Here is a 24548-nt window from a genome sequence, read left to right as displayed (position 1 = left end):
GTACATCTCCGCTTGGCCGTGGATTAAGCCTTGTACTTGATCCACGTGGTCTTCAAAGCAGTATACTTTTCAAGTGAGTGCAATGACAAATCGCGTCCAAAACCTGACTGTTTCATGCCTCCGAATGGTGTCATGGCTGACAATGCGTCCACCGTGTTGACCGAGACGGTTCCCGCCATCAGCTTGTCAGACACTCGGCAAGCGCGAGACAGGTTGTCAGTCCAGACTGACGCGGCCAACCCATAGATCGAGTCATTTGCCATCGTGACCGCCTGCTCTTCGGTGTCAAACGGGATCACCGACAAGACGGGGCCGAAAATCTCATCCCGAGCCAATGGGTTGTCATGGGTCACGTCGTCAAAGATGGTCGGTTGAACAAAACAACCTTTACCGTCCACGGTGACACGTTCACCCCCTGTCACCAGATTGGCCGTGTTCTTACCTTCGTCCACAAAGCGCATGATGCCTTGTGTTTGCTTCTCATCGACGATCGCTCCCATCTTCGATGCCGGGTCTAGCGGGTCGCCAGGCTGCATTGCTTGCGCGCGGGCAATCAGCTTTTCAACAAACGCATCCTTGATCGAGCGCTCCACATAAAGCCGAGAGTTGGCCGAACACACTTCGCCCTGATTGAAAAAGATGCCAAAGGCCGCCATGTCCGCGGCGGCGTCCAGATCCTCGCAGTCGGCGAAGACCAGATTGGGGCTTTTGCCGCCCGTTTCCGGCCAGACCTGTTTCAGGTTCGACTGGCCCGAATATTGCATAAACATTTTACCAATCGCGGTAGAACCAGTGAAGGCCAGGCAGTCGACATCCATATGCAGGCCAAGTGCCCTGCCCGCAGTCACCCCAAAACCGGGAACAACGTTGAAGACGCCATCCGGAACACCGGCTTCAGCCGCCAGCTCTGCCAGGCGAAGTGCTGACAGGGGCGATTGTTCTGCGGGTTTAAGCACAACCGAGTTTCCCGCAGCCAGCGCTGCAGCGGCTTTCCAAGTCGCCATGTCCAGCGGAAAGTTCCAAGGGGTCACGGCACCAACAACGCCCAGCGGCACGCGACTGACCAACGCCAGATCGCCAGGGCCGGTTGGGGCCACTTCATCATAGACCTTGTCGATGGCCTCGGCGTACCACTGAAAGAAATGTGCCGAGCCCGGCGCGTCGATAGTCGCCGCATCGGTTACCAGCTTGCCCATATCAAGGCTGTCCAGCAGCGCCATCTCCTCCAGATTTTCCCGGATCAAGTCAGCCAGATTCAGCATCACCGCCTTACGGTCACCCGGAGCCATACGCGACCAGCGGCCATCCTCAAAGGCAACACGACCTGCGGAAACGGCACGATTGACGTCTTCTTCGTCACATTCGGCGACCGGTGTCAGAACCGCACCTGTGGCCGGGTTTATACTGTCAAAAGTCTTGCCTGACACGGCATCGGTGAATTTACCGTCGATAAAGGCTTGCCCCCGGAACGACAGACCGGCGGCGAGGCTTTTCCAATCCGCGTGGGTATTGTCCAACATTTTGTTTCTCCCTGATTATTCGTCGCCGGGGACGCCATAAGACGGTGCCTCGCGCGGGTCGAGCGCACGCTGGACATAGGCGTCAAGTTGCGGCTTATAGATGTCCCAGGCGGTCGCGATGGCCTCAATGGGGCAATCCTCGGTCCAGTCACAGCGAAGATCGGCGACGGGCCAACTGACTTTGTCGACAATCTTCATGCCTGCGGAATGCACCGGGCCAGCCTCGCCCCCTGCGGCCAATCCGGCGCGCATGGCGGCGATCAGACGGTCGCCGATATGGCCCGAGGCCGACAGAAAGCCATCGACGATGGCCTGCGGGACCCCGTTATTGGCCAAAAGGTTGCCGCCCGAGGCAACATTTTCAGCCTGTGCTTGCGTCCAGATACCAAGGCTGTTGGGACCGGAATGGATCGCCGTGCGCCCGGCCGTATCCACTGCCAGAACCTGCCGGTATTCGATGAATTTTGCCTTCGCGGTCATGGCCTCGATTGCTTGAGGTGCTGTCTTGCCCTGCTCCATCAGGTCCAGCGTCAACGGACCGAGGCTTGGGTCTGTAACGTTCTGCGATGCAACCGCGCCAACACCTGCCCGCGCAAAAGAACAGCGCGCAGCCACGGCGGGTGACGATGACGAAATCGCCAGACCGAACATGCCGGTTTCAGCGCAGCGGGCGACCAGTGAAAAAGTCATTCGAATCTCCTGGAAATAGAAAGTCCGGACCGCGCCTGTTTGGAGGAGAACAAGTGGCGCGGTCCGGCTAAGGTGGTTGATCTGGTGGATCAATCGGGAATAACGGCGGTTCCGTCGATTTCAACCAACCAGTCGGGACGCGCCAGTGCCTGAACGACCAGCCCTGTCGAAACAGGATGAACACCTTTGATGTACTCGCCCATAGTGCGGTAAACAGCCTCACGGTGGCGCACATCGGTGATGTAGACGACCACCTTGACCAGATGCTCCATCGAACCGCCGGCTTCTTCGATCAACTGTTTGATGTTCTGCATCACTTTGTGGGTCTGTTCGACCGGATCATGACTGTCGATATTTACCGCATCATCCAGATTTTGCGGGCACTGACCACGCAAGTAAACCGTTTTGCCGCCCTGTGTCACAACGGCCTGACACAGGTCGTTATCCAGGTTTTGCTCAGGATAGGTTTCTTTGGTGTTGAATTTGCGAATGCGTGTATGGGCCATTTCGAAGTCCTGACTACTTATTCCGCCGCGGCGGGGGCGATGATCGCAGCTTCGCCGTCGTATTCGGCATAAGCGCGTTGAATAGCGATCTGATCGGCGATGTATTTCGCGTCGTGCCAGACGCCCCAAATGAAGGTTGAACCGCGTCGCGATTGCCAAGGCAGGCCCAGAAAATAGATGTCGGGCTCGACAGACACGCCTCGCTGATGGATCGGTGCGCCTTTGGCGTCAAAGGCGTCGGCCTTGATCCAACTGAAATCCTGACGGAAGCCTGTCGCCCAGATAATTGTCGTGATGCCTTCCTTAGCAAAATCGACTGAAGTCAGGGGATTGGTTAGGCTATCGGGATCAGCAAACCGCTCTCGTGCCTCTGGCTCTTCGGGCAAATCAATACCAGTACGAGCGATGTAGGCGTCCGCCATGTCCAGCATTTCAAGGTAGTTGGCATCGCCCGCAGCGACGTTGCCTTGGAGATCATCGGCAAAGCTGAGAATACCGTTCTCGAAGCTTTTGGTCATCCCGGTAAGGGTCACCCCTTCATTTCCCAAGCGGCGGAAATCCATCGTGTGGCCGCCATTCGCGCCGCTGACCGAGATCGTAACGTGTTCAGTACCTGGTTTCTGTGCAGCCATATCCCAGAGTCCCAGAACGCCCAGCCACCAAACATTATCGCGGCTACGATAGCGACGCGGGGGGCGATCATGAGGACCAACAGACAGGAACACCTTGCGACCGGCGCGATTTAACTCATCCGCAATCTGAGCACCGGACGAGCCGGCGCCCACAACCATCACCGCCCCTTCGGGCAGTTGCTCGGGGTTTTTGTAGTAAAAGGAATGAAGTTGCTCGACGCCGGCCGTTTCCGGCACAATGGGCGGAATAACCGGGTGCTGGAAAGCGCCTGTTGCGGCGACAATGCGCTTGGCATGGATTTCACCGGCGGTCGTCTTAATACGGAACCCACCTTCGCCGGGCAACCGTTCGGCGTTCAGCGCCTCAACACCCTCGCGGATTGGGGCGTTCACCATTTCTGCGTATTCAACCAGGTATTCGGCGACACGGTCCTTTGGCACAAACGCATCCGGATCATCCCCGTTGAACTGGAGGCTGGGAAAACGGTCATGCCAGCATGGTCCATTCGCAACCAATGCATCCCAACGGCCGGTGCGCCACGCTTCGGCAGTTCGGTTCTTTTCCAGAATGATATGGGGCACATCGTTGTTTCCAAGGTGCTCGCTTAGCGCGATACCCGCCTGCCCGCCGCCAACAACCAGCGTATCCGTTTTCTCAATGGACATGTGTCGGTTCCCTATTCCTGCGTCTCGAATTGACCTGAAATGGTCGTTGTGCCCGTGCATCTTGCGCTGCCTGGACGGACGAACGACCACAACGGGCCGAAGACCTTGCACTTTCAAAACAGAAGACATCAGAGCGGAGCCATCGCATCGACCAACACCGAACAAGGGCCGCTTTGGCGTTCCGTTTCCTGTGCCACTCCAGCACGTTTTGCACGTTTCCGGGTAAAGGTTTCACAAGTTGGGAACAGACGAAATTACTGTCTAACTTACTCTTAATTAGGCTTTGACTAACCCGCCGGGAATTGCCCTTGTTTCCCAGCCGGTTGTCCGCTTTCCGACAGATACGGCGCGATCAGATAGTATAGTTCACCCTGCGAAGAGATCTGACATTTCCGGTAGAGTTGCTTACGCAAAACCTTGACGGTCTGAGGGCTGATACCCAGTGTCAGGCCAATAGAAATCGATGAATGACCCTGCAGGATTAACAACGCCACCTGCGCCTGCCTCGGACTTAAACCGATATCTTGTTCAACAGACAAACGCTGACGCAGTTGCGCGACGATATCTTCCGGCTTTTTTTCATTCGAGGGCTTCAGATCAGGCCAATTCCTTCTCACCAGCGCATTGACGATCGGCGCGACATTTTTTGCGATGGCAAAATCCTTGCTGGAAAAACGCGATGCGGTGGTTGCGTCCCTGCCGAGACAAACAGTGATCGAACTCATGGGGTTGAGACCGGCGTAAAAGGCCAGCTCGTCCGTCAACGTCGTGTTTGTGTAATAGGATTTAAAGTACTCGTTCCGTTGAAACTGATCCGGGGCAACATCGGTCAATCTGTAAAGACCGTCCGCCGCGCGGCTTTGATGCAGGCCATAAAACGGATCCAACAGATAAGCGCCTTTGACATAGTGGCTGTCGATCCGTTCAAAAACGCGGCTGTCGCGGGCATGTGTCATTAGTACCATCGGGCTGCTGCGCCGAAAAAATGCGATGATAGCGAAGTTGTCGAAGGAACAGGTTGCATCCAGCCACCTGTAGAGCGCATCGCCGAACCCTTCTGATCCGATTGCCGTTATTGCGGCTGATAGAGCGTCTGGTGCTTCAACAGTTGACATTTCGAATACCCCCCTGGGGGTATGTACCCCTCAAATGAGCCTAAGTAACCTTTGAAATGAATATAGGTGGTATGCAATCGCCAACACGTTCGTGGTTCCTAACAAACCTCACCGGATCAGCGAAATTGCATCGCGAAAACAAAGGGGTTGATCATGGCCATAGATACACTCGACATTCTTGCACAGGACGAACACCTGATTCAGTCCTTCGCTGATCTAAACGCACTTAAGCAACAAGGCGCGCGCACCGTGATCTCGCGCGCAAAGGGCGCATATGTTTACGACAGCGATGGCAATGAACTGATCGACGGCATCGGCGGGTTGTGGTGTGTCAATATCGGCCACGGCAATGATGAAATGATTGAGGCGATTTCCAATCAGCTGAAAACGCTGGACTATTATTCGACTTTTTACAATTTCACGCACCCGGCAGCGGCAGCACTGGCTGATAAGATTGCGCAACTTGCACCGGGTCATTTGAACGCCGTTTATTTTGGCAATTCCGGTTCCGTCGCCAATGACAGTGCCATTCGGATGCTGCATCACTACTATATCCGCAAAGGGAAGCCGGAAAAGAAACTGGTTCTGTCAAGGCGCGGGGCCTATCACGGCTCGACCCATCTGGCGATGGCGATGACCACGCCCGGTTATTCCGAAGGCTGGCACGCGGCCAGTGAATTGGTGCATCATCTGCGCTCGCCCCATTACTGGCGCGAAGGCGGTGATATGACCGAGGCCGAGTTCCTCGACGCGCTGATCGACGATCTGACGCAAAGCATTGAGAGTATTGGTGCCGAGAACATCTGTGCCTTCATCGCCGAACCGATCCAGGGCGCGGGTGGTGTCGTGACCGCGCCAGCTGGTTACCACAAGCGCGCGTGGCAGGCCTGTCAAGCTAACGACATCAAATACGTTGCTGATGAGGTCGTTACCGCCTTTGGTCGCCTTGGGCATTTCTTTGCATCAGAAGACGTGTTTGACATGGTGCCCGACGTCATCACCACGGCCAAAGGTCTGACCTCAGGCTATCAGCCGCTGTCTGCTACGATCGTTTCCGACGATATTCACGAGGTCATCTCAGGCCCGGACGGAATGTTCCTGCACGGCATGACCTATTCGGGCCATCCAGCAGCTGCGGCAGCGGGTCTGACCAATATCGCAATTATGGAGCGTGAAGAAATTCCTAAGCGTGTGCAGACAACCGGGAAGCAGTTTGAAAACAACCTGCGCGGCCTGACCGATATCGAAATGGTCGGCGAAGTACGTGGCAGCCATTTCATGATGGGGGTCGAATTCGTCAAGGATCGCTACACAAAGGAAGGCCATCCGGCAGAGGCGCAAGTTGGTCTGAAAGTCGCACGCGCTTGTCAGAAACGCGGTCTGATTGCTCGTCAGCTCGGCAACGTTCTCATCTTGTCTCCGACGCTGATCATGGACGAGCCGATGATTGACCGTATCGAAGCCATCCTGCGCGACGCCATCACTGAAGTCGCCGCTGGTCTGTAATCCCGCATTCGGGGCGGCACGGCCCCTTCATCATCTTAGCCATCCATAAGGAGCCAGCTATGCGCGATCCACGCTATGACATCCTGTTTGAACCGACGAAAATCGGTCCCCTAACAGCCAAGAACCGGTTCTATCAGGTGCCTCACTGCAACGGTGGTGGATATCGCGACCCATCGGCGGCGGCTGCGATGCGAGGCATCAAGGCTGAGGGTGGCTGGGGCGTGATCTTCACCGAACAGTGCGAAATGCACCATACATCTGAAATCACCCCATTTATCGAGCTGCGCCTTTGGGAAGACAAAGACATCCCCCAATTGCGCAAGATGTCCGAGCGCATGAAAACCCATGGTGCTCTGGCTGGCATTCAGCTTGCCTATTCGGGCATTAACGGTCCCAACCTTTATACCAAGGAGGTGCCACTGGCCCCCTCTGCCATGCCGATCCGGACCTTTACCAATGATCCGGTGCAGGCGCGCGCCTTGGACAAGCAGGACATCAAGGATTTGCGCCGGTGGTTCGTGAATGCCGCAAAACGCTCGAAAGAAGCAGGTTTCGACCTGATCTGCCTGTATGGCGCGCATGGGTTTGGTATCTTCCAACACTTCCTCAGCAGGGCAACCAACCAGCGCAGCGACGAATATGGTGGCTCACTGGAAAACCGCGCCCGATTCAGCCAGGAGGTTATCGCCGATATGCGCGACGCCGTGGGCGATACGATGGCGATCACGCTTCGGGTGTCGTTGGACGAGACCATTGGCGATCTGGGCTTCTCGAATGCCGAAGTGCGTGACTACATCGAAATGAACAAAGATCTGCCCGACCTCTGGGATCTTGCGCAGGGTACTTGGGAGGATTGCTCCGGCCCTTCGCGGTTCAAAGAAGAGGCTGCCCAGGAACAACTGGTGCGTGGCATTCATGAATTGACCGAAAAACCGATCGTTGGGGTCGGACGGTTCACTTCGCCCGATGTTATGGCCAAGATGATCAAGTCTGGCACACTGGATTTCATCGGCTGCGCCCGACCGTCGATCGCTGACCCGTTTCTGCCGAAAAAGATCGAAGAGGGCCGGATCGAGGACATCCGAGAGTGTATCGGGTGTAACATCTGCATCACTGGCGATATGACCATGTCAATCAGCCGCTGCACCCAAAACCCGACCTTCATGGAAGAATGGCGCAAAGGCTGGCACCCAGAGAAGATGAACGACAAGGGGGATAGCTCGAACGTGCTGGTCGTAGGTTCTGGCCCCGCCGGGCTTGAGGCTGCCTGGGCTCTTTGTCGCCGGGGGTATGACGTCGCCGTGGCCGAGGCGCGTGATGTGATCGGTGGTCGCGTGGCCCGCGAACGTCTGCTTCCGGGGCTGTCGGCCTGGGGCCGTGTCGTGGACTATCGCGACTATCAACTTAGCCAACGTCCGAACGTGGAAATCTATCGCGAAAGCGAGTTGGGTGCCGAGAGCATTCTGGAGTTCGGTTTTGAAAATGTCTGCATCGCCACGGGATCTACATGGCGCAACGACGGGGTCTCGCGTCAGCACGTCGTGCCAATGCCGATTGCCGAAGGCGCCAAGGTCTATACACCGGACGATCTGATGGATGGCGCAATCCCATCGGGCCGCGTGGTGGTGTATGACGATGACCACTATTACATGGGCGGCGTTCTTGCCGAACTTCTGGCCAAAAACGGTGCGCAGGTGACACTGATCACTCCGTCGGCTTATGTCAGTGACTGGACGAACAACACGCTCGAGCAAATCGCAATCCACCCGCGGCTGGTGGATGCAGGTGTCGAAATCGTCCTCAACCAGGGTGTCACCGAAATCCACCCAGATCACGTGGTCTCGAACTGCGTCTACACCGACCGAACCTGGAAGATCGAGGCGGATGCGGTTGTGGTGGTGGCGTCACGTCTTGAAAACAACACCGTTTTCAATGACCTGAAAGCCCGCGAGGTCGAATGGGCGGACGCAGGTATCAAGTCGGTCAAGTTGATTGGGGATGCCAACGCACCGGGCCCAATCGCCTGGGCAACCTATGCCGGCCACCGCTATGCGCGTGAGCTTGACGGTAAAGATATTGGTGACGACTTGCCATTCCGCCGCGAAATCACAGAGCTTGCGGTGGACTAAGGTCGTGACCGCGTAACGGGCGGTAAAGTGCTCACTCCGCCCGTCACATTTGAACGCCAACTGCCATCTGCGATGCTTCAACGGATACAACCGTATTCTGTGCTCCCCAATGTTCGCCTTCACCGGTCAGTGGCAAATTACTCGCTGTTTTTCTCAAACTCGTAATAGCTTGTTTGCCCGCTTTTTCTTTAAAATTTATAGCCGTATGCAATGGCCGCGAATGACTGCCCTCAGCGCCGTGCTTGACTATTGTTGCCTTCACAAAGCCCTTGTTGTATTGATCCAAGGACTTCCGTTTGTTGTCTAAATCGGAACCGCAAACTGTTGTGAGTGCAAGCCCAGCCAGGGTTCGAATCCCTGTCTCTCCGGCATTATGTCCCTTGGCTACGATACTTTCGGACTAATGATGCGAAACGGCCCTCCCTGCGCCCGGCAGAGACTGGTTTTTAACCGGCTGAAATCAAATCTCTTTTCCTTTGCGCATCCCTGATAAGAGCTGCAACCCGATAGAAACCGTGCGCCATCTTGGTATACGGCATCAAAACAAAGAACGTCAGGACCGATCCAAGATGGACGGCAAGCAGCGCTGGCATCATGGCTGTTGAACCGAGGGCGTAAAGACCAAGTCCACTCAACCCAACAAATCCAAGCAAAAGGGTAAAGGCGATTTCCCCTCCCCACGCCATAGGGTCACCGAGATCGCGGTCGGATTTTTGTTTGAGATACACCATAGCACCACACCCCACTGTCAGCAAAACACCACCGGGAATCCCAAGCAGTTTAGGCAATGACCAGAACCCATAGGGCGCATGCATGCCAAAGCCGTAGTGCATCACAGTTGCGACCGAAGTTGACGCAAAGCACAACAGGAAGCCATACATTATAGCTTGGTGAATGTGTCGCCGCGCTTGGCTGAAGCGGTCTTCGTCCTCAAAATTGCAGCCCTCTGCGTGCCCAGCAGCAAGATCCTGCATCTTTCCTGCGCGCTTGAAAGCAGCTGTCACGTCCGCAATTTGAACAGGTTTGCCGCCGACTTCGACCCAATAGCGCCTTAGGCTTATGGCTAAACTAAAGAGCGGCAGCAGGAAGGCAGGTGCAAAGATCGCGACCATCGCATTATGCGACAGGACAGCATAGAACCCCTCGCCTCCGCTCGATCCAATGGCGCGAATGGCCAAGAACAGCATGGCAAATCCAATTACTAGCGCCAGGGCTATGGTGCCACCATGGGTGTGGAACCGACGCGCTAAAGGTTGCGGCCAGGCGAAGCATTCCCAGCTGTTCCGCCGCACCTCGGCCAAAGCTTTGGGCAGGTTTAGGTTGAACTCATGCGGAGCTGTGTACTGACAAGCGTAATAGCAACCCCGGCAGTTGTGGCACAGATTAGCCAGCTGCGTGATATCCCCATCGGAAAACGCTCGTTCGGCATGCAAAGAAGGAAAAACCGAGCAATAGCCTTCGCAATACCGGCAGGCGTTGCAAATTTCGGCCTGACGACGGGCCTCATGAATCAGTTCAGTTTGCATAAGCGGCGGCCTCACGTCCTGCGATGCGTCCAAAAACGGTGCCTATGGTCATGCCAAAGCCCGCCAGATAACCCTGTCCAAGGATCGACCCGGCCATGGTTTCTCCGGCGGCCCAAAGGTTTTTGATCTTTCCGTCAGGGGTCGAACACTGAGCGGTATCGTCTACCTTGAACCCCAGATAGGTGAAGGTCACGCCGGTGCGTAGCGAATAACCATAGAACGGTGGCTCGGTGATCGGGCGGGCCCAGTTGGTCTTGGGCGGTGTCAGGCCAGAGGTTGTAACACCGTCCAATTCTGTTGGGTGAAAGCCCGTTGTGTCACCACAAGCTGCGTTGAATTTGCTGACAGTCCCGGTCAGCTTGTCGGCTGGCAGGTCCATCATCCCGGCCAATTCTTCCAACGTATCCGCCTTATACGGCGGGAACACTGACGGCATAAACAAGTTCAGCGATTTGGCATCGATAATCACATAGCCCACCTGATCCGGTTGGGCTGCTACAAGTCGTCCCCAGATCGCATAGCGCTTTGGCCAGACGTCCTCACCCTCGTCATAAAACCGTTCGGCATCTTTGTTCACAACAATGGAAAACGGAACGCAATCAAGCCGAGTGACAATCCCGCCATCGAATTTCGGCGCGCGTCCGTCGATGGCAACGGCATGACATTGAGTCGGATCTCCAACGCTCTCGACGCCTTGATCCAGAAGGTCTGCCAACACTACACCCCGGTTATAGGGCGTTCCCCGGATCAAAAAGTTCTTTGCTGGCTCACCCCAGGCACGCGTAAGCCAATCGGTATCGGCCTGAAACCCGCCCGAGGCGACAATCACTGCTTTGGGTGTTATGCGATGCGACTGGCCTTCAAAGGTGTAATCGACCCACTCGATTTGGTCACCGCTCAGTTCCAGATGCGTAACCGCAGCCTCATAAAGCACATCAACGCCCAGACTAGCCGCCGTGCGGTAATAGGCATTCACCAACGACTTGCCACCCCCCATGAAGAATGCGTTGGTCCGTGCCAAAGATAGCGTTCCTGACAATGATGGCTGAAAGCGAACCCCATGTTCCTGCATCCACGTTAGGCACTCTTCTGAAGAACGGATTGCCAGCCGGGCCAGATGCTCATCGGTCTTTCCGCCAGTGACTTTCATCAAATCCGAGAGATATTCGTCTTCGCTGTATTTTTCGATAAGTGGACCAAGAGGAGATCTGTGCATGCAGCGGAAATTACGCGTGTGGCGAGAGTTTCCTCCGCGATACGGTTTTGGCGCCGTTTCAAGGATCAGAACTCGGGCGCCTGCCTCGGCAGCGGTCATCGCGGAACAGAGGGCAGCATTGCCGCCGCCAATCACAGCGATATCGTAAGCTTCACTTTTGGGGACCATGTCCTGACTACCTATAGGCTTTCGTCGATTGTGCGGTCGCGTTCCTGCAACGCACGTATCCGCATCCGTTGCGCGGCCTGAATATGCGCACGCATTTCCGTCTCGGCCGCAGCACCATCACGGGCTTTCAACGCGATCATGATGCGCCGATGTTCGGCCACTGCCGCCTCAGCCCTGTCACCATCCAGCAGTTGCGATGGCCCAAGGATCAACAGCGCCTTTTGAAGCGACAGCATGGATTTCGTCAAAAACCGGTTCTTGGCCGCGTCAAGCAAAGTGGCGTGAAAAACTCTGTTAATCCGTGCCGTATCTGTACCGGTGCCCGCTTCGGCCAGCCGGTCTGTCAGCACGTCCAGCTCATCCAGCTCGACTTCTGACGCCGCGCGAGCTGCCAGCCGGGCTGCGGTACCTTCCAACACCGCGCGCATTTCATAAAGCTCCATGATTTCGGCGTAATCCAGACTTCGAACGGTCGCGCCCTGCCGGGGAACATGGGTAACAAGGCCGTCGGCCTCAAGCTGCCGTATCGCCTCACGCACGGGGGTACGGCTGACGCCTAACCGTTCGGACAACTCGACCTCGCGCAGGCGTTCGCCGGGCAAAAGCGTGCCTTCGCGAATTTCTTCCAGCAAACGCTTATACGCGGAATTTCCTTGCGGACCGGGCTGGAAAGGGTCGTCCTGAATTGTCATTGCGGGCTCTCTTGTCATTGTGTGTCCTGATGTATACAAATGGATACATTGTGAGTCAACAACGCCGGAATTCTTCCCTTGTCCGACCAGTTAAAGACATCTTCTCTGTTGTTAAGACGGGCCGTAACACTCGGCCTTGCAGTATTGGGAACGGGAGTATTCTGGGCATTGAGCTTGCCGTTGCCCTTTCTATTCGGCCCAATGAGCGCTTGTCTGATTGCTGCCTTGGCTCATGCCCCCATGGCGGGTTTCGGTCAGGTCTCAGTCGCGGCTCGCACAATATTGGGTGTGGCGGTTGGGGCGTCTATTACACCGGCCCTGTTTGTTGAATTGCCAAAGATGGCAGCATCGATCGCGCTGATCCCGTTCTTCATCCTTTTGATCGCGCTGGTTGGGGTGCCATTCTTTCGAAAAGTCTGGGGCTTTGACACCACAACCGCTTTCTACGCGGCTATGCCCGGTGGATTGCAGGACATGATCATCTTCGGTTCCGAAGCCGGGGCAAACCCGCGTACCCTATCCCTGATCCATGGCACGCGTGTGCTGATCATCGTGACGCTGGCCCCTTTGTTTTTAACCGTGTTTTACGACGCACAACTCACCAACCCTATCGGAGAGCCCGCCCGCGACCTGCCCTTGCGTGAACTGGCGCTTATGGTTCTGGCGGCCTTTGTCGGCTGGAAAGGCGGCGAACGGATCGGCCTGTTCGGCGCGTCCATACTGGGACCAATGATACTGACTGCGGCGCTGTCTCTGGGGGACTTCATTCATACCCGCCCGCCGCGCGAGGCCATCCTCGCGGCGCAGTTCTTTATCGGCTGCGGGATCGGTGTAAAATTTATTGGCGTCACATGGGGTGAATTGCGCAGGGTTGTTGCAGCGGGTTTTGCCTATGTCGTCGTGCTAGCCATACTTGCGGCCGCCTTTACTGCTGTCGTCACTACACTGGGCTTCGGTCAGCCGGTTGAGGCATTTCTTGCTTTCGCACCCGGCGGACAGGCTGAAATGACGGTTCTAGCCATCGTTTCGGGGGCAGATCTTGGCTTTGTGATCACCCACCACCTGACGCGGATCGTTCTGGTGATCATCGGCGCGCCCATCGCGGCCAATCTTATCTTGCGTTGGTCCAAATCTCGGGATTGATCATGTGAATCGGAGCATTCTCGGCATAGGCGTTAACCTGATCGAAGATGTCGGCAAATTGCAGGTCGAACTCATCTTCGGTGACGAAACCGATATGCGGGGTTGCGATCAGGTTGGGATGCGACAGCAACGGATCATTCGGATCTGTAAGGGGCTCTGTATCAAAGACATCAATTGCGGCCTTACCAGGACGACCCGCGTTTAACGCGTCAAGCAACGCACCGGGAACAATTAGCCCTGCACGGGATGTATTCACAAACAGCGCGTCTGATTGCATCTGCGCGAAATCTGACGCCGTGAATATCCCATGCGTGTCTGGTTTCAGGCGCACATGGATCGAGACGACGTCACTGTTGGCAAAGAACGCGTCGCGGTCGGGCGCGACCTGTACTCCATCTGCTTGCGCCCGTGCCCGGCCTTCGTCCGAAGACCACCAGACGACGTTCATACCGAACGCCTCGGCATAACCAGCGACGGCGCGGGCAATACGGCCATAGCCATAAAGGCCCAATTGCCGCCCCCTCAGTGTTTTGCCAACTCCGGCCTGCCAATGCCCCGCCTTGGCCGAGGCTATCTGTGCAGGTAAATCGCGCATTCCGGCCATGATCAGCGCCCAGGTGAGTTCGGCAGCGGCATATGAGGGCGTCCCGCCATGCATGTTCGAACACAGCAGTACGCCGTGGTCCGAGCATGCCTGCACATCGACATGGGGGTACACGCTGCGCTGGCTGATAAGTTTCAGGTTGGGCAGTTTTTCAATCAAGGCGCGACTGATTTTGGTGCGTTCGCGAAACAGCACCAGCGCCTGAGCCTGATGCAAGCGCGCGGCCAGTTCGTCGGTGTCTTCGACATGATCGGTCCAGACCTTCACGTCATGTTTGGAAAGCTTCCCAAAACAGGGCAGACCCTGCAGCGTATCAAACCAATCATCCAGAATGTGAACCTTCATCGGCTTTCTAAACCCTGCCCTGTTGTCAGCTTTCTTGGTGTCGGCACAAAATGCTGCGCGTCGAGTGCGGCAAGCGCATTTCGAACGCGTTCGCTTTGATCAAGTAAATGGTTGAACTGCTCATCGCATCCGGCGATCGGTGTTGGGTATTCCGCCATGTCCCGTCTTAGGGCCGCCTGCGCCAACCTGAGTTCCTGACGCGCAATATCAAGGCATTCAGAATAGTCATCCATCGCGGCATCCTTAAATTGTATACCGTAGTATACCAAATTATGATCCCTATTTCAACTCCCGTTCCATACAGATTCCGGCACATAGACATGTCCATCCGCCAACTTCCGCGCGGTCCGCACCAGACCTGCTGAGTTGACTTTGAACTCCTGGCCATTTGAAAAGTCCACCAACACGTCGATGTTGCCTGATGCATGTTCCAGCACAACATCAGCCGGGCTTGCCTCGGGTCGATCCAACAGACTGTCGGCGACTGTTCCGGGTGTCAAAGCGCAAGACGCCATACATTGTGCGCCGGTAACAGCCATGGTCGGATGAGTCTTCCACGGCATGAAATACCGAATTGCTAGGGTTCCACCTTTCTTTGCGGGCGCGACAAGGCCAAATTTGGGTGTCACTGATTTTGACACGTCCCCCATGCCCATCAATTTTCCGGCTTCGATCCGAACCGCCTCCATCCGGTCAAAGAAACCGCGGTTGGCATCCAACTCATCAGCGCTTTCATACCCTGTCAGGCCGAAATCTGAGGCCCGCGCGATGGCCATCGGCATGGCGACATCCATACAGGTCAACTCGATCCCCTGCACTGTATCGCGCAGGTTTCCGGTGGGCAAAAATGCACCAGTGGCTGATCCTACAACCCCCATGAAACTAAGTTGTACCGGCGCTGATTGCCCGGGTACCCCGGCGATTTCTGCATCGCCTTCATAGACCAGCTCACCCCCCGGCGTCTGCACTTTGGCTACAACACGGGCACCCGTGTTGACTGCGCGAATGCGAACCTCCGTCACATCACCTTGTGGCTGGAACAAACCCATTTCGATCGCAGCCGGAGCGACGCCGGACAGGATGTTGCCGCAGGTGGGTTTGAAATCGACCAACTTCTCTTCAACCGAAACCTGCGCGAAGAAATAGTCGATATCGGCCCAGTCATCGTCGCTGACAGACAGCATTGCAACCTTTGTGGTCACCGCTGTGCCACCACCGATCCCGTCGATGTTGATTGATTGCCCTGCCCCAAGGGCCGCGACCAGAACGTCGGCCAACCTGTCCCGATCTTCGGGCAGATCAGAGCGGCGGAAATAAGGCCCCCGCGAAGTGCCTCCACGCATGAAAATATACGGGATTGCTGTCTGGGTCATAGCGAACCGTCCTTTACAAACCGTGTGAGATTTTTTGTGAATTCAGCCCCGTGCTGCGTGCTGTTCATCAGGTCGGGCATCATTGGACCGCTTACTTCAGTGGCCATGGCAAACTGACCATGTCTTGCAGTAGACCCGGCGGGAAATCCCGGTTCAGAGCACCTGCCATGAAGCACATGAAGCCAATGCCGCAGGCGGTCAGGATCAGAGTTAACCGCCAGTCCGCCCCGGAACGAATGCGAAAGAAGGCGATCAGGAACCCAAGCAAGGCGAGGATGAAACCCACAACCCAAGTGGCCGCGATCAAACTGGCGAACCATGCCAAGGTAGACCAGAGGCCGTGAGGCGCGCTCGCGTCCTCGCCGGCGATCTCTTTGTCGGCAAAGATTGGATCACCTTCTGGCCGCCTCATCATCTGGACCAACAAAATGACACAACAGAACAAAGACACGCTGCCGATCACCAGCGGGATGATCTTGTCGGTCATGTTGTAGTTGGGGATCATATTGGCGTTCACCAAAGCGACGATCAGGTAGGCCATGATCACCAGCAGGAAGATCAGCGGCGCACGTTTGGTGCCTGCTTGAACCTCACCCTCGGCCATGATCATCTTGGCTTGTCGAATACCTAGAATGATCGAAACAACCGTAACCACGATCAGCACGATGACGATTGGGCTGAACACGTACTCCATCCCCTCACCAAAGCTTTTGCGGAACCGGAAAGAGGCGATCTGGAACGCCTGATTGGTGAACTTCTCAACCGGGTTTGACAGGACAAAACCGATCAGGAAAGCCGGGCGCGACCAGTCGAAACGGCGCAGGAAGATGCCAATCAGACCGATGACAAACAAGGCCAGAAGATCTTCGAAATTCTGACCAGACTGAAAGGCCGCAAAGCTGATCAGCATGAACAGGAACGGCGCCAGATAGGTGAAGCGGATGGTTGTCAGTTTGGCGATACCGCCCGAAGCGGCGATACACAGAATGGTTCCAACGACGTTGGCCAACGCCAACAGCCAGACGATGGAATAGGTAATGTTGAGATTGTCCTTGAGCATGCTCGGGCCAACCTCAATGTCGCCAGACCCCAACAATGCAACTGCACCGATGAAAATCGCCATCGATCCCGAACCTGGAATACCAAACAGCAAAGTAGGAACAAGCCCACCCCCCTCTTTCGCGTTGTTCGAGCTTTCCGGGCCAATGACCCCACGCACTTCGCCCTTGCCAAAGTTGCTCTTGTCCTTGGTGGTTTGCACCGAGTGGCCATAGGCGATCCAGTCGACGACCGAACCTCCGAGGCCGGGGATGACACCGACAACCACACCGATGATCGAACACCGGACTGACAGCCAGATATTCGCAGCCCAATCCTTTACACCATCCAGCCATCCAGCCCCCAGCGAGGCCCCCTTGGCGATAGATCGATCCTGTCGCAGCAAAGAGACAATTTCGGGGACGGCAAAAATACCCAAGCCCACGATGACCAGTTTCAGACCGTCTGTCAGATAAGGAATGTCGTAAGTCGCCATCCGCAGCGACCCGCCCGCATCGGCCTCACCGATGGTGCCGACCATCAGGCCCAAACCCGCAGCGGCGACGCCTTTCAGCGGAATGCGCCCCGCCAGAATAGCAACCATCGACAGGCCGAGAATGGTGATCATCAGCATCTCGGGCAGGCCAAAGGCCAGCACGATTGGTCGCGCGATCAGAATGAACATGGTCAGGAAGGTCGCGCCAACGAGCCCGCCAAACAACGAAGACGAAAAGGCTGCTGACAAGGCCCGCGCAGCCTCGCCCTTTTTCGCCATGGGGAACCCGTCCAGCACCGTGGCCTGCGAAGCAGAGCTGCCGGGAATACCCATCAAAACAGATGCGAACGTGTCCGAAGTGGGCACAACTGCGACCATCCCGATCATCAGCGCCAGCCCCAGGATCGGGTCCATGCCGAACATGAATGGCAGCAACAGGGAAAGACCGGCTATTCCACCGAGGCCAGGAAAAACCCCTACGGCCAGCCCCATGACAACACCCAATATTAGGTATCCCAGAACGATGGGTTGCAGGATCAGACCCCACGCCTCTCCAAGCGCAGGAAGAGCGGTGGCGAAAACCTCCATAGCGGCCGCCTTTCGTAAATTGTCTTGTGTATGGAAAAGCGCGCGCCCTTCGTTACAGGCGCGCGCTGCGGCTTATCGGCTTAGTTCAGCTCGACGCCATAGGCCTCTTTCAGCCAATTCAGGACATATTCCTTGGCATTGTCGTCGACATTGGTTGCCGTCTGCAGCGCCGACTTAGAACCGTCACCGACGAAAACCGGGTATTTCCCAACGCGCTTGGAGGAGATATCAGCAAAATCCCCGCGCTCGGTCACAGCCTGAAATGCGGCGGTATAAGCATCGACCACTTCCTGCGGTGTGTCGCCCGGCAGAAAGGCCAGTTTCTGCACCGGGAAACCAGCAACGAAGAAGGCTTTCCATGCGTCCCAGGCCTCGCCGCTGGTTTCACAACCATCAGTGGCCTCGCAAACCTCTTTAAAGGTCGGAATGTCCGGGAAGGTCGGGTCGCGGACGATGTTACCGTCAGCGTCCAGTGCGCCCCACGTCATCATTGGCACGGCCTGACCGGCCTCGACCAGCGGTGCCGAACCGCCCAGATACCCGGACGACGTCTGGTAGTCGATGTTGGCTTCACCGCGCTCAAACATCAGTCGGCCGTCGCCACGACCCTTGATGCCAAATACCGGCTCAACATTCATACCCAACATTTGCCATGCCAAAAGCGGCACGAGGTCCAGCCGGGTCGCGCCCTGCGAACCGTAAATGAAGTTGGTGTCTTTCAATGCATTTGCAGAGCCATCAAACTTGGCGCCATCTTCAGTGTTCAGATAAGCCACACCGCCGGTGCCGGACGCCATCACCGGAATCCAGTCATTGTATTCATAGCGGACGCGCGGATCGCTCAGCAGATACGGGAACTGTGTCGAACCCGAGGTGCCGAACAGCAAAGTTCCATCATCGTGCGCCTGTTCCTGGAACCAGTTGGCACCTTTGGTCGAACCTGCGCCTGGCATGAACTTAACAACCACGGTTGGCTGTCCTGGCAGAGCCTCGGACAGAAGTGGTGCAAAGAAATTGGCCCATTTGGCCGAACCGCCCGTTTCCGAGAACGGGATGACCCATTCGATAGTCTTGCCTGAGAAGTCGACCTCGGCTGCGGCGGGTGCCGTGAGACCGGCGGCGGCAATCAGCCCCACGACGGCGCGACGGGTGAATTTGGTAATGGCCATTGGTTCCTCCCTGTTGACCAGACAACCATGCCAGCGACTGTCGCGCCACCATGATCGTAAATAGAACTGTGGGGTTGATTCCCCCTCCCATCTGGCAATCATGGAGTGCCAACCTTGCGCGAAACTTGCAGGAGACCCGATGCGGATCGTCATCGTCGAGGATAATGAACCCCTTGCCAACGCAATTGCCTATCGTCTGCGAGACCGCGGACATGCAGCAGATGTACTGACCGACGGCGACGCAGCGAACCTGTATCTTGAACAGGAAAGCGCGGACTTGATCGTTCTGGACATCAACTTACCGGGCCGGTCCGGGCTGGAAATTCTGAAATCGCTGCGCAACCGTGGAGACAGTGCGCCCGTAATTCTGCTGACTGCACGCACTGAGACAAGCGACCGGGTGTCTGGCTTGGACATGGGGGCCGATGATTATCTGGTCAAACCCTTCGAAATGGACGAGTTGGAGGCACGCATCCGGGCGCTTTCACGCCGCAAACAGCTTGATTACGGAGCGCGGGAAAGCATCGGCAGCCTAGAGTTCGACCGCACTGCTCGTCAGGTCAGCGTTAAGGGTGAGGTGATGGATATTCCGCGACGGGAAATAGCGGTGCTGGAATGCCTGTTGGAGCGTCGGGGCAGGATCGTTCCCAAAAGCCAACTAACTGATTACGTCTATGGTGTAGGGGCGGATGTCGAGGTTTCGGCTGTTGAACCTCATGTTTCGCGACTGCGAAAGCGCCTTCAAAACCTGGGTATAAAGATTAAGACAGCCCGCGGTCTGGGGTATCTGCTTGAGGTGCAGAAGTGATTAACCACGGCTCGCTCAGGCTAAGGCTGTTCATTCTTATCCTGACACCTTTGGTGCTGCTTGCAGTGCTGCTTGGGTTTTGGCGTTTTATGGTTGCCCAGAAGACCGCTCAGGAGCTTTTTGACGACAGTCTACTCTCAGCTGGCCTGGCAATTTCGCGGGATGTGGCGATTTCGGGCGGTGATGCGTTGTCGCCCACCACACGCAGTCTGATCCGCGACGCTTCGGGCGGTGAGATCTTCTATCATGTGACTGGCCCTGGCGGCATTTACGTGACGGGTTATGCCTACCCTCCGGCATCCGCGAACTCGTCGGTGCAAGAGGCGTACAAGCCACAGTTTTTCGAAGCGATCTACCGCGATGAACCGGTGCGCGTTCTAAAGATGACAGAACGTGTGACCTTGGAAAATCTTGTAGGTGATGCGACGGTCACGGTTTGGCAACGGATGGCGGATCGCAACGCATTTGCCAATGAACTGTCCATTCGCGCCGGAATTGTCATGGGCATCCTGCTGGCCACCTTGGCTGTTGTGGTATGGTTCGGTGTGGCGCGTGGCCTGAGACCATTGCTGGATTTGCAGGACGCAATCGACCTTCGTTCGCCAGATGACTTAAGTGAGATTAAGCGCCCTGTCCCGGACGAAGTGCAAGGTGTTGTAAAGACCTTGAACCGGCTCTTTGGGCAGGTCGAACACAGCATCAACGCCCATCAGGTTTTCATATCCGAAGCAGCTCATCAGTTGCGGAATCCGGCGGCCGCAGTCCAGTCGATGGCCGAGGCGCTTCGGGATGCGAAAACGGATGAAGACCGAGAAAAACGCATCCACGAGCTTGTGGCGGCCGCAAAGAACTCGGCAACGGTGGCCGAAAAACTGTTGTCACTTGAAAGGCTCAGGCAACCGACGCACCAGGATCAAATGGATGAGATTGATTTCCGCTTGGTTGCGGAAGAAGCCTGTGCCGAGATGGGTGTTCACATCCTGGCGAAGGGGATCGAGTTTGACGTTACGATGCCCGAGGCGGCGATCATGGTGTCCGGTGATCGGGTGTTTTTAACTGAGGCCCTGAAGAACCTTTTGGACAACGCAGTAAAGCACGGCGGCACTAAGTTGAGCCGAATTTCTGTTGTGCTGCAGCGTGACGAAGGCGCGGTCAGTGTAACCGTAGCTGATGACGGAGCGGGCCTTTCGCCCGATCAAAGCGAAGCGGCCTTCAGTCGGTTTTCGCAGCTGGACTATTCCGAAGGCAGCGGGTTGGGGTTGTCAATCGTTTCAGCCGTGGCTCAACGGCATGGGGGATCGGTGTCGATCAACCAAGTCGAAAAAGGAGCAAGCATCACGCTTGAGGTTCCAATCGCCCTTTAAAACGGACGAATCCGTATGCTGAGCCGTGAAACCGCGCATCTAAATGTATGGCGGCGTGTTATTGCCGCTCGCTCTTCGCGGATAGGCATAGCATGGCTCAATCCACGGATTTGAAAAGAATTTCCGGGATTTCCCCTTTGAACTCGGGTAATTTTGACCCATCTCGGCGACACATTTTCCAAAGGAGAGACACATGTCGCGTACTATCATATTGGCCGTGGTCATCATTGCCGCTGGCGCAGGAATTTATTTTTACACTACCCAACCAGACCCCACACCCGCCGAACAATTGCAATCGGCGGCAGAGGACGCTTCTGAGGCTGTTAGCGAAGCGGCAAGCTCTGTGACCGAGCAAGCCAGTGAGGCCGCGTCTTCCATCTCGGAACAGGCCTCAGACGCGGCTGAACAAGCAGGGCAAACAGCCACGGATCTGGCTGATCAGGCCGGTGATCAAGTTGCCGCCTTGGCAACTCAGGGCCAGGATCTGCTAAATTCATGGATTGAAGACGGCACACTGACCCTTGATAATTTTGACTATGACACGTTGGTTGCCTCGGTTCAGGAAAGCGATCTGGCGCAAAACCTTAAAACACAAGCCATCCAAATTCTGGACGATATCAAAGCATCGCCTGAAACGATCGCGACAAAGATCCAAGAACTCAGCAATCTGCTGTCAGGACAGTGAAACTCGGCGGGCTGCCATTCGGGGCAGCCCGTCCTCTTTTGGCTTGATCATTATTCCAATCACGTCATCTTGCGTGTCGATTGGTCTTCCACACCGCATTTGATTGGTTGCGAACTAGCGGAACGCACACCAAGTCCATTGCCGCTGTGCCGCTCAATCGGAAAGAGCGACTATGACCACCCTGCCCCCGACCATGTTCGGAACCGATCTGACACAAGACGGACATTCCGCTGAGGCCACCGGCACGAAAATCAGGCGCGGGTTGCGGCCAAGGTCCAAACCCGTTTCACCGATGGACGCCGGCAAACCGACGTTTCAGAACGGCTTGCTTTGAAAGATGTGGTCTCAAGCTTGACCAGTGCTTCGAAAAAGAGCGATGGAAAGGTGATCATCTCGCCTTAGCAAAAAGACGCTCTGGTTGAGGGGGGTATGCTCGGCGCGATTAGAGTGTTGTTCTCGCTGTGCCAGAGGGTTTGACCGGTCAGCGCGTTGCTGATGATCGGCGGGCCGAAGCTCGTACTCCGACTTCGCCTAAATTCGAACAAAATCACTGTTAATACTTACTTAACAACGTATTATGTGACTTATTTCAACTACAGAAGTTCATCCGATCACCTGTGTTTTTCGGGGGGATGTTCTGAGGCACGACCTCGGCTTGCACCTTCACGAAACTGTTATAATTTGGCGGCATGGCAACCGCTCGAATCGAAAACTTGGTAAGGCTCAAAAACTCTGAGGTGATAGCTCAGGGTAATCGGCAGTTTGTTTACCAACACCCTGATGCATCTGACGCGCTTCTAAAAGTCCCGCAACCGGACACGACGGATGGCCAGGACGGTCTTTTGGGTGACACATGGTTCGATCGAACGTTTCGGCGATCTACTGTATTCAAAGGTTTCCTGCGCGAGTTTCACGAATCCTTTGACCTTATGGTGCGTTACCAGCACAGGGATGAGGCTATTCCTGTTTGTGAGGTCCGGGGTGTTGTGCAAACCGATATCGGCCTTGCCCTCGTCTATGAACGAATTTCCGAACCCGATGGGAAGTTGTCGCCCAGTCTGAAGGAATTGGCGAAAAGTGGGGGCTTGACGCAAGAACATTTGGCTTCCCTGCAAAAACACTTCGATATGTTGATCGAAGAACAGGTCCTTATCAGCAACAAGAATACCGGCAATATTGTCTATCAAACGTTTTCTGACGGGTCTGGCCGCTGGGTGTGGATAGACAGTTTTGGTAGCAAGCAGATCATCCCCGTTCGCCGCTGGTTTCGGTCTTTGAACCGGCGCAAGATCAATCAGATCAGAGAGAAATTTACGACCGTTGCCGAGAACGCTTTGCTCTCGAAGTCAGAGCGTTAGTCAACAAACCTCTCTTTGGCCAAAGAAACTACTCACTGGGTATCGGTCAAATATTGATTGCCCAAAAGAAAACGGCCGCAATTTCTTGCGACCGTTTGAAATTTGTATTTTGCAGCGATTAACGCTTGGAGAACTGGAACGAACGACGGGCTTTGCGCTTACCGTATTTCTTACGTTCGACAACGCGACTGTCGCGGGTCAGGAAGCCAGCGGCTTTCAGTGCGCCACGCAGCGACGGATCGTACAGTTGCAGCGCTTTCGAGATGCCGTGCTTGACCGCACCGGCCTGACCGGTCAGGCCACCGCCTTTGACGGTTGCGACAACGTCGAACTCACCTTCTACACCAGCAACCTGGAACGGCTGGCGCAGGATCAGCTGCAGAACGGGACGAGCAAAGTACTTGTCCTGATCCTTTCCGTTTACGGTGACCTTGCCGGAACCCGGCTTGATCCAAACGCGGGCAACAGCGTCTTTACGCTTGCCGGTGGCGTAGGAACGGCCCAGCTCGTCACGCACGGGTTCACGCACGATGACTTCTTCGGCCACGGTTTCAACGCCTGCGACGGCGCTCAGCTCTTCGAGAGTATTGATCTGATCAGCCATCGGTCATTAGCTCCGGGTGTTTTTCTTGTTCATGGACTTAACGTCCAGAACTTCGGGCGCTTGCGCCTCGTGGGGATGCTCGGCACCGGCGTAAACGCGCAGGTTGGTCATAACCTGACGCGACAAGCGGTTGCCCGGCAGCATACGCTTGACCGCTTGGGTCACGACGCGCTCGGGGTGTGCACCCTCGAGGATCTGCTGCTTGGTGCGAGACTTGATGCCGCCCGGGTGGCCAGTGTGCCAGTAGAAGTTTTCTTCGCGCTTCTTGCCGGTCATCTGGATTTTGTCAGCGTTGATCACGATGACGTTGTCGCCCATGTCCATATTCGGGGTGAACGACGCTTTGTGCTTGCCACGCAGGCGCATGGCGACGATCGAGGCAAGACGGCCCAGAACAACGCCCTCGGCGTCGATCAGGATCCATTTCTTGTCGATGTCTGCAGGTGTTGCAGAAAAGGTTTTCATGGCAGGATAGTCCTGTTTGATGTGAAAGACCGCCCCAAATCAGAGCGGCCCGAATTCGATGGAGCGTATTTAGAGGCCCCCGCAGCGCAGGTCAACAACACCAAACTCTTTTAAATATAGTAAAATCAATGAGTTATAAAAT

At 55.8% G+C, this 24548-nt stretch carries 24 protein-coding genes; 8 read left to right on the top strand and 16 right to left on the bottom strand.

The annotated features are described in order from the left end of the window. Positions 1-23: 23 nt before the first annotated feature. The 5 genes from ACR0DL_RS04690 to ACR0DL_RS04670 form a co-directional block, all read right to left on the bottom strand. Positions 24-1520: an aldehyde dehydrogenase gene (locus tag ACR0DL_RS04690; RefSeq protein ID WP_480687814.1), complete on the bottom strand. Its 1497-nt coding sequence runs from the start codon at positions 1518-1520 to the stop codon at positions 24-26. A 15-nt stretch (positions 1521-1535) separates the two neighbouring features. Further along, positions 1536-2210, bottom strand: a complete 675-nt coding sequence (locus ACR0DL_RS04685; RefSeq protein WP_480687812.1) for a DUF1028 domain-containing protein — start codon at positions 2208-2210, stop codon at positions 1536-1538. A gap of 89 nt (positions 2211-2299) precedes the next feature. Further along, positions 2300-2716: a RidA family protein gene (locus ACR0DL_RS04680; RefSeq protein ID WP_170330089.1), complete on the bottom strand. Its 417-nt coding sequence runs from the start codon at positions 2714-2716 to the stop codon at positions 2300-2302. A 17-nt stretch (positions 2717-2733) separates the two neighbouring features. Continuing rightward, entirely contained in the window at positions 2734-4014 is a 1281-nt protein-coding gene (locus ACR0DL_RS04675; RefSeq protein ID WP_480687810.1) for a flavin-containing monooxygenase, read from the bottom strand. A gap of 287 nt (positions 4015-4301) precedes the next feature. Continuing rightward, positions 4302-5129: a helix-turn-helix transcriptional regulator gene (locus ACR0DL_RS04670; protein ID WP_480687808.1), complete on the bottom strand. Its 828-nt coding sequence runs from the start codon at positions 5127-5129 to the stop codon at positions 4302-4304. Between the two features lie 153 nt (positions 5130-5282). Here ACR0DL_RS04670 and ACR0DL_RS04665 point away from each other — a divergent pair, with 153 nt between their 5' ends. Both ACR0DL_RS04665 and ACR0DL_RS04660 read left to right on the top strand, forming a co-directional pair. Beyond that, positions 5283-6635, top strand: coding sequence for an aminotransferase class III-fold pyridoxal phosphate-dependent enzyme (locus ACR0DL_RS04665; protein WP_480687806.1), 1353 nt, complete (start codon positions 5283-5285; stop codon positions 6633-6635). A gap of 59 nt (positions 6636-6694) precedes the next feature. Continuing rightward, a complete protein-coding gene (locus tag ACR0DL_RS04660; protein WP_480687804.1) occupies positions 6695-8764 on the top strand; it encodes an oxidoreductase in 2070 nt (689 codons plus the stop codon). Positions 8765-8807: 43 nt separating this feature from the next. Here ACR0DL_RS04660 and ACR0DL_RS04655 read toward each other — a convergent pair whose 3' ends face one another. From ACR0DL_RS04655 to ACR0DL_RS04640, 4 genes are all read right to left on the bottom strand, one after another. Then, positions 8808-9050, bottom strand: a complete 243-nt coding sequence (locus tag ACR0DL_RS04655; RefSeq protein ID WP_480687802.1) for a hypothetical protein — start codon at positions 9048-9050, stop codon at positions 8808-8810. A gap of 160 nt (positions 9051-9210) precedes the next feature. After that, positions 9211-10290 (bottom strand): tricarballylate utilization 4Fe-4S protein TcuB, encoded by a 1080-nt coding sequence (tcuB, locus tag ACR0DL_RS04650; protein ID WP_480688472.1) that lies wholly within the window; start codon positions 10288-10290, stop codon positions 9211-9213. Then, a complete protein-coding gene (gene tcuA, locus ACR0DL_RS04645) occupies positions 10280-11674 on the bottom strand; it encodes an FAD-dependent tricarballylate dehydrogenase TcuA (RefSeq protein ID WP_480687800.1) in 1395 nt (464 codons plus the stop codon). The genes tcuB and tcuA overlap by 11 nt, the downstream gene beginning before the upstream one ends. An 11-nt stretch (positions 11675-11685) precedes the next feature. After that, complete coding sequence (locus tag ACR0DL_RS04640) at positions 11686-12366, bottom strand: GntR family transcriptional regulator (protein WP_480687798.1); 681 nt, start codon at positions 12364-12366, stop codon at positions 11686-11688. A 168-nt stretch (positions 12367-12534) separates the two neighbouring features. Between ACR0DL_RS04640 and ACR0DL_RS04635 the strand changes: the two genes are divergently transcribed. Continuing rightward, complete coding sequence (locus ACR0DL_RS04635; RefSeq protein WP_480646626.1) at positions 12535-13509, top strand: AbrB family transcriptional regulator; 975 nt, start codon at positions 12535-12537, stop codon at positions 13507-13509. On the opposite strand, the gene ACR0DL_RS04630 is transcribed toward ACR0DL_RS04635, so the two are convergent. From ACR0DL_RS04630 to ACR0DL_RS04610, 5 genes are all read right to left on the bottom strand, one after another. Then, complete coding sequence (locus tag ACR0DL_RS04630; RefSeq protein WP_480687796.1) at positions 13478-14458, bottom strand: D-2-hydroxyacid dehydrogenase family protein; 981 nt, start codon at positions 14456-14458, stop codon at positions 13478-13480. The two genes, ACR0DL_RS04635 and ACR0DL_RS04630, sit on opposite strands and share 32 nt — an antisense overlap. Next, positions 14455-14691, bottom strand: a complete 237-nt coding sequence (locus ACR0DL_RS04625; RefSeq protein ID WP_170348673.1) for a hypothetical protein — start codon at positions 14689-14691, stop codon at positions 14455-14457. The genes ACR0DL_RS04630 and ACR0DL_RS04625 overlap by 4 nt, the downstream gene beginning before the upstream one ends. A gap of 51 nt (positions 14692-14742) precedes the next feature. Beyond that, the gene (locus tag ACR0DL_RS04620) at positions 14743-15831 is read right to left on the bottom strand and encodes a 4-oxalomesaconate tautomerase (RefSeq protein WP_170548828.1); all 1089 of its coding nucleotides are present in this window, start codon (positions 15829-15831) and stop codon (positions 14743-14745) included. A gap of 91 nt (positions 15832-15922) precedes the next feature. Beyond that, on the bottom strand, positions 15923-17953 hold the full coding sequence (locus ACR0DL_RS04615; protein ID WP_480687794.1) for a tripartite tricarboxylate transporter permease: 2031 nt from the start codon (positions 17951-17953) through the stop codon (positions 15923-15925). An 80-nt stretch (positions 17954-18033) separates the two neighbouring features. Then, positions 18034-19122 (bottom strand): type 2 periplasmic-binding domain-containing protein, encoded by a 1089-nt coding sequence (locus ACR0DL_RS04610; protein ID WP_170548822.1) that lies wholly within the window; start codon positions 19120-19122, stop codon positions 18034-18036. A 139-nt stretch (positions 19123-19261) separates the two neighbouring features. Here ACR0DL_RS04610 and ACR0DL_RS04605 point away from each other — a divergent pair, with 139 nt between their 5' ends. From ACR0DL_RS04605 to ACR0DL_RS04585, 5 genes are all read left to right on the top strand, one after another. Next, positions 19262-19930 carry a response regulator transcription factor gene (locus ACR0DL_RS04605; protein ID WP_170409815.1) on the top strand — a complete coding sequence of 223 codons (669 nt, stop codon included), beginning with the start codon at positions 19262-19264 and terminating at the stop codon, positions 19928-19930. Continuing rightward, the gene (locus ACR0DL_RS04600; protein WP_480687792.1) at positions 19927-21294 is read left to right on the top strand and encodes a sensor histidine kinase; all 1368 of its coding nucleotides are present in this window, start codon (positions 19927-19929) and stop codon (positions 21292-21294) included. Before ACR0DL_RS04605 ends, ACR0DL_RS04600 begins: the two co-directional genes overlap by 4 nt. A 193-nt stretch (positions 21295-21487) precedes the next feature. Continuing rightward, a complete protein-coding gene (locus ACR0DL_RS04595) occupies positions 21488-21979 on the top strand; it encodes a hypothetical protein (protein ID WP_170375278.1) in 492 nt (163 codons plus the stop codon). Between the two features lie 172 nt (positions 21980-22151). Further along, complete coding sequence (locus ACR0DL_RS04590) at positions 22152-22313, top strand: hypothetical protein (RefSeq protein ID WP_170505242.1); 162 nt, start codon at positions 22152-22154, stop codon at positions 22311-22313. A 355-nt stretch (positions 22314-22668) separates the two neighbouring features. Then, entirely contained in the window at positions 22669-23337 is a 669-nt protein-coding gene (locus ACR0DL_RS04585) for a YrbL family protein (protein WP_480643763.1), read from the top strand. 118 nt (positions 23338-23455) lie between these two features. Here the strand turns inward: ACR0DL_RS04585 and rpsI are convergent, their stop codons facing one another. Continuing rightward, the gene (gene rpsI, locus ACR0DL_RS04580; protein ID WP_039535473.1) at positions 23456-23941 is read right to left on the bottom strand and encodes a 30S ribosomal protein S9; all 486 of its coding nucleotides are present in this window, start codon (positions 23939-23941) and stop codon (positions 23456-23458) included. 6 nt (positions 23942-23947) lie between these two features. Beyond that, complete coding sequence (rplM, locus tag ACR0DL_RS04575) at positions 23948-24406, bottom strand: 50S ribosomal protein L13 (protein ID WP_170348665.1); 459 nt, start codon at positions 24404-24406, stop codon at positions 23948-23950. Between the last annotated feature and the right edge of the window lie 142 nt (positions 24407-24548).

This window comes from Ruegeria sp. BB5 (genome assembly GCF_056539405.1).
The sequence above is the reverse complement of the archived record's forward strand: the minus strand, read 5'-3'. Positions and strand labels throughout refer to the sequence as shown.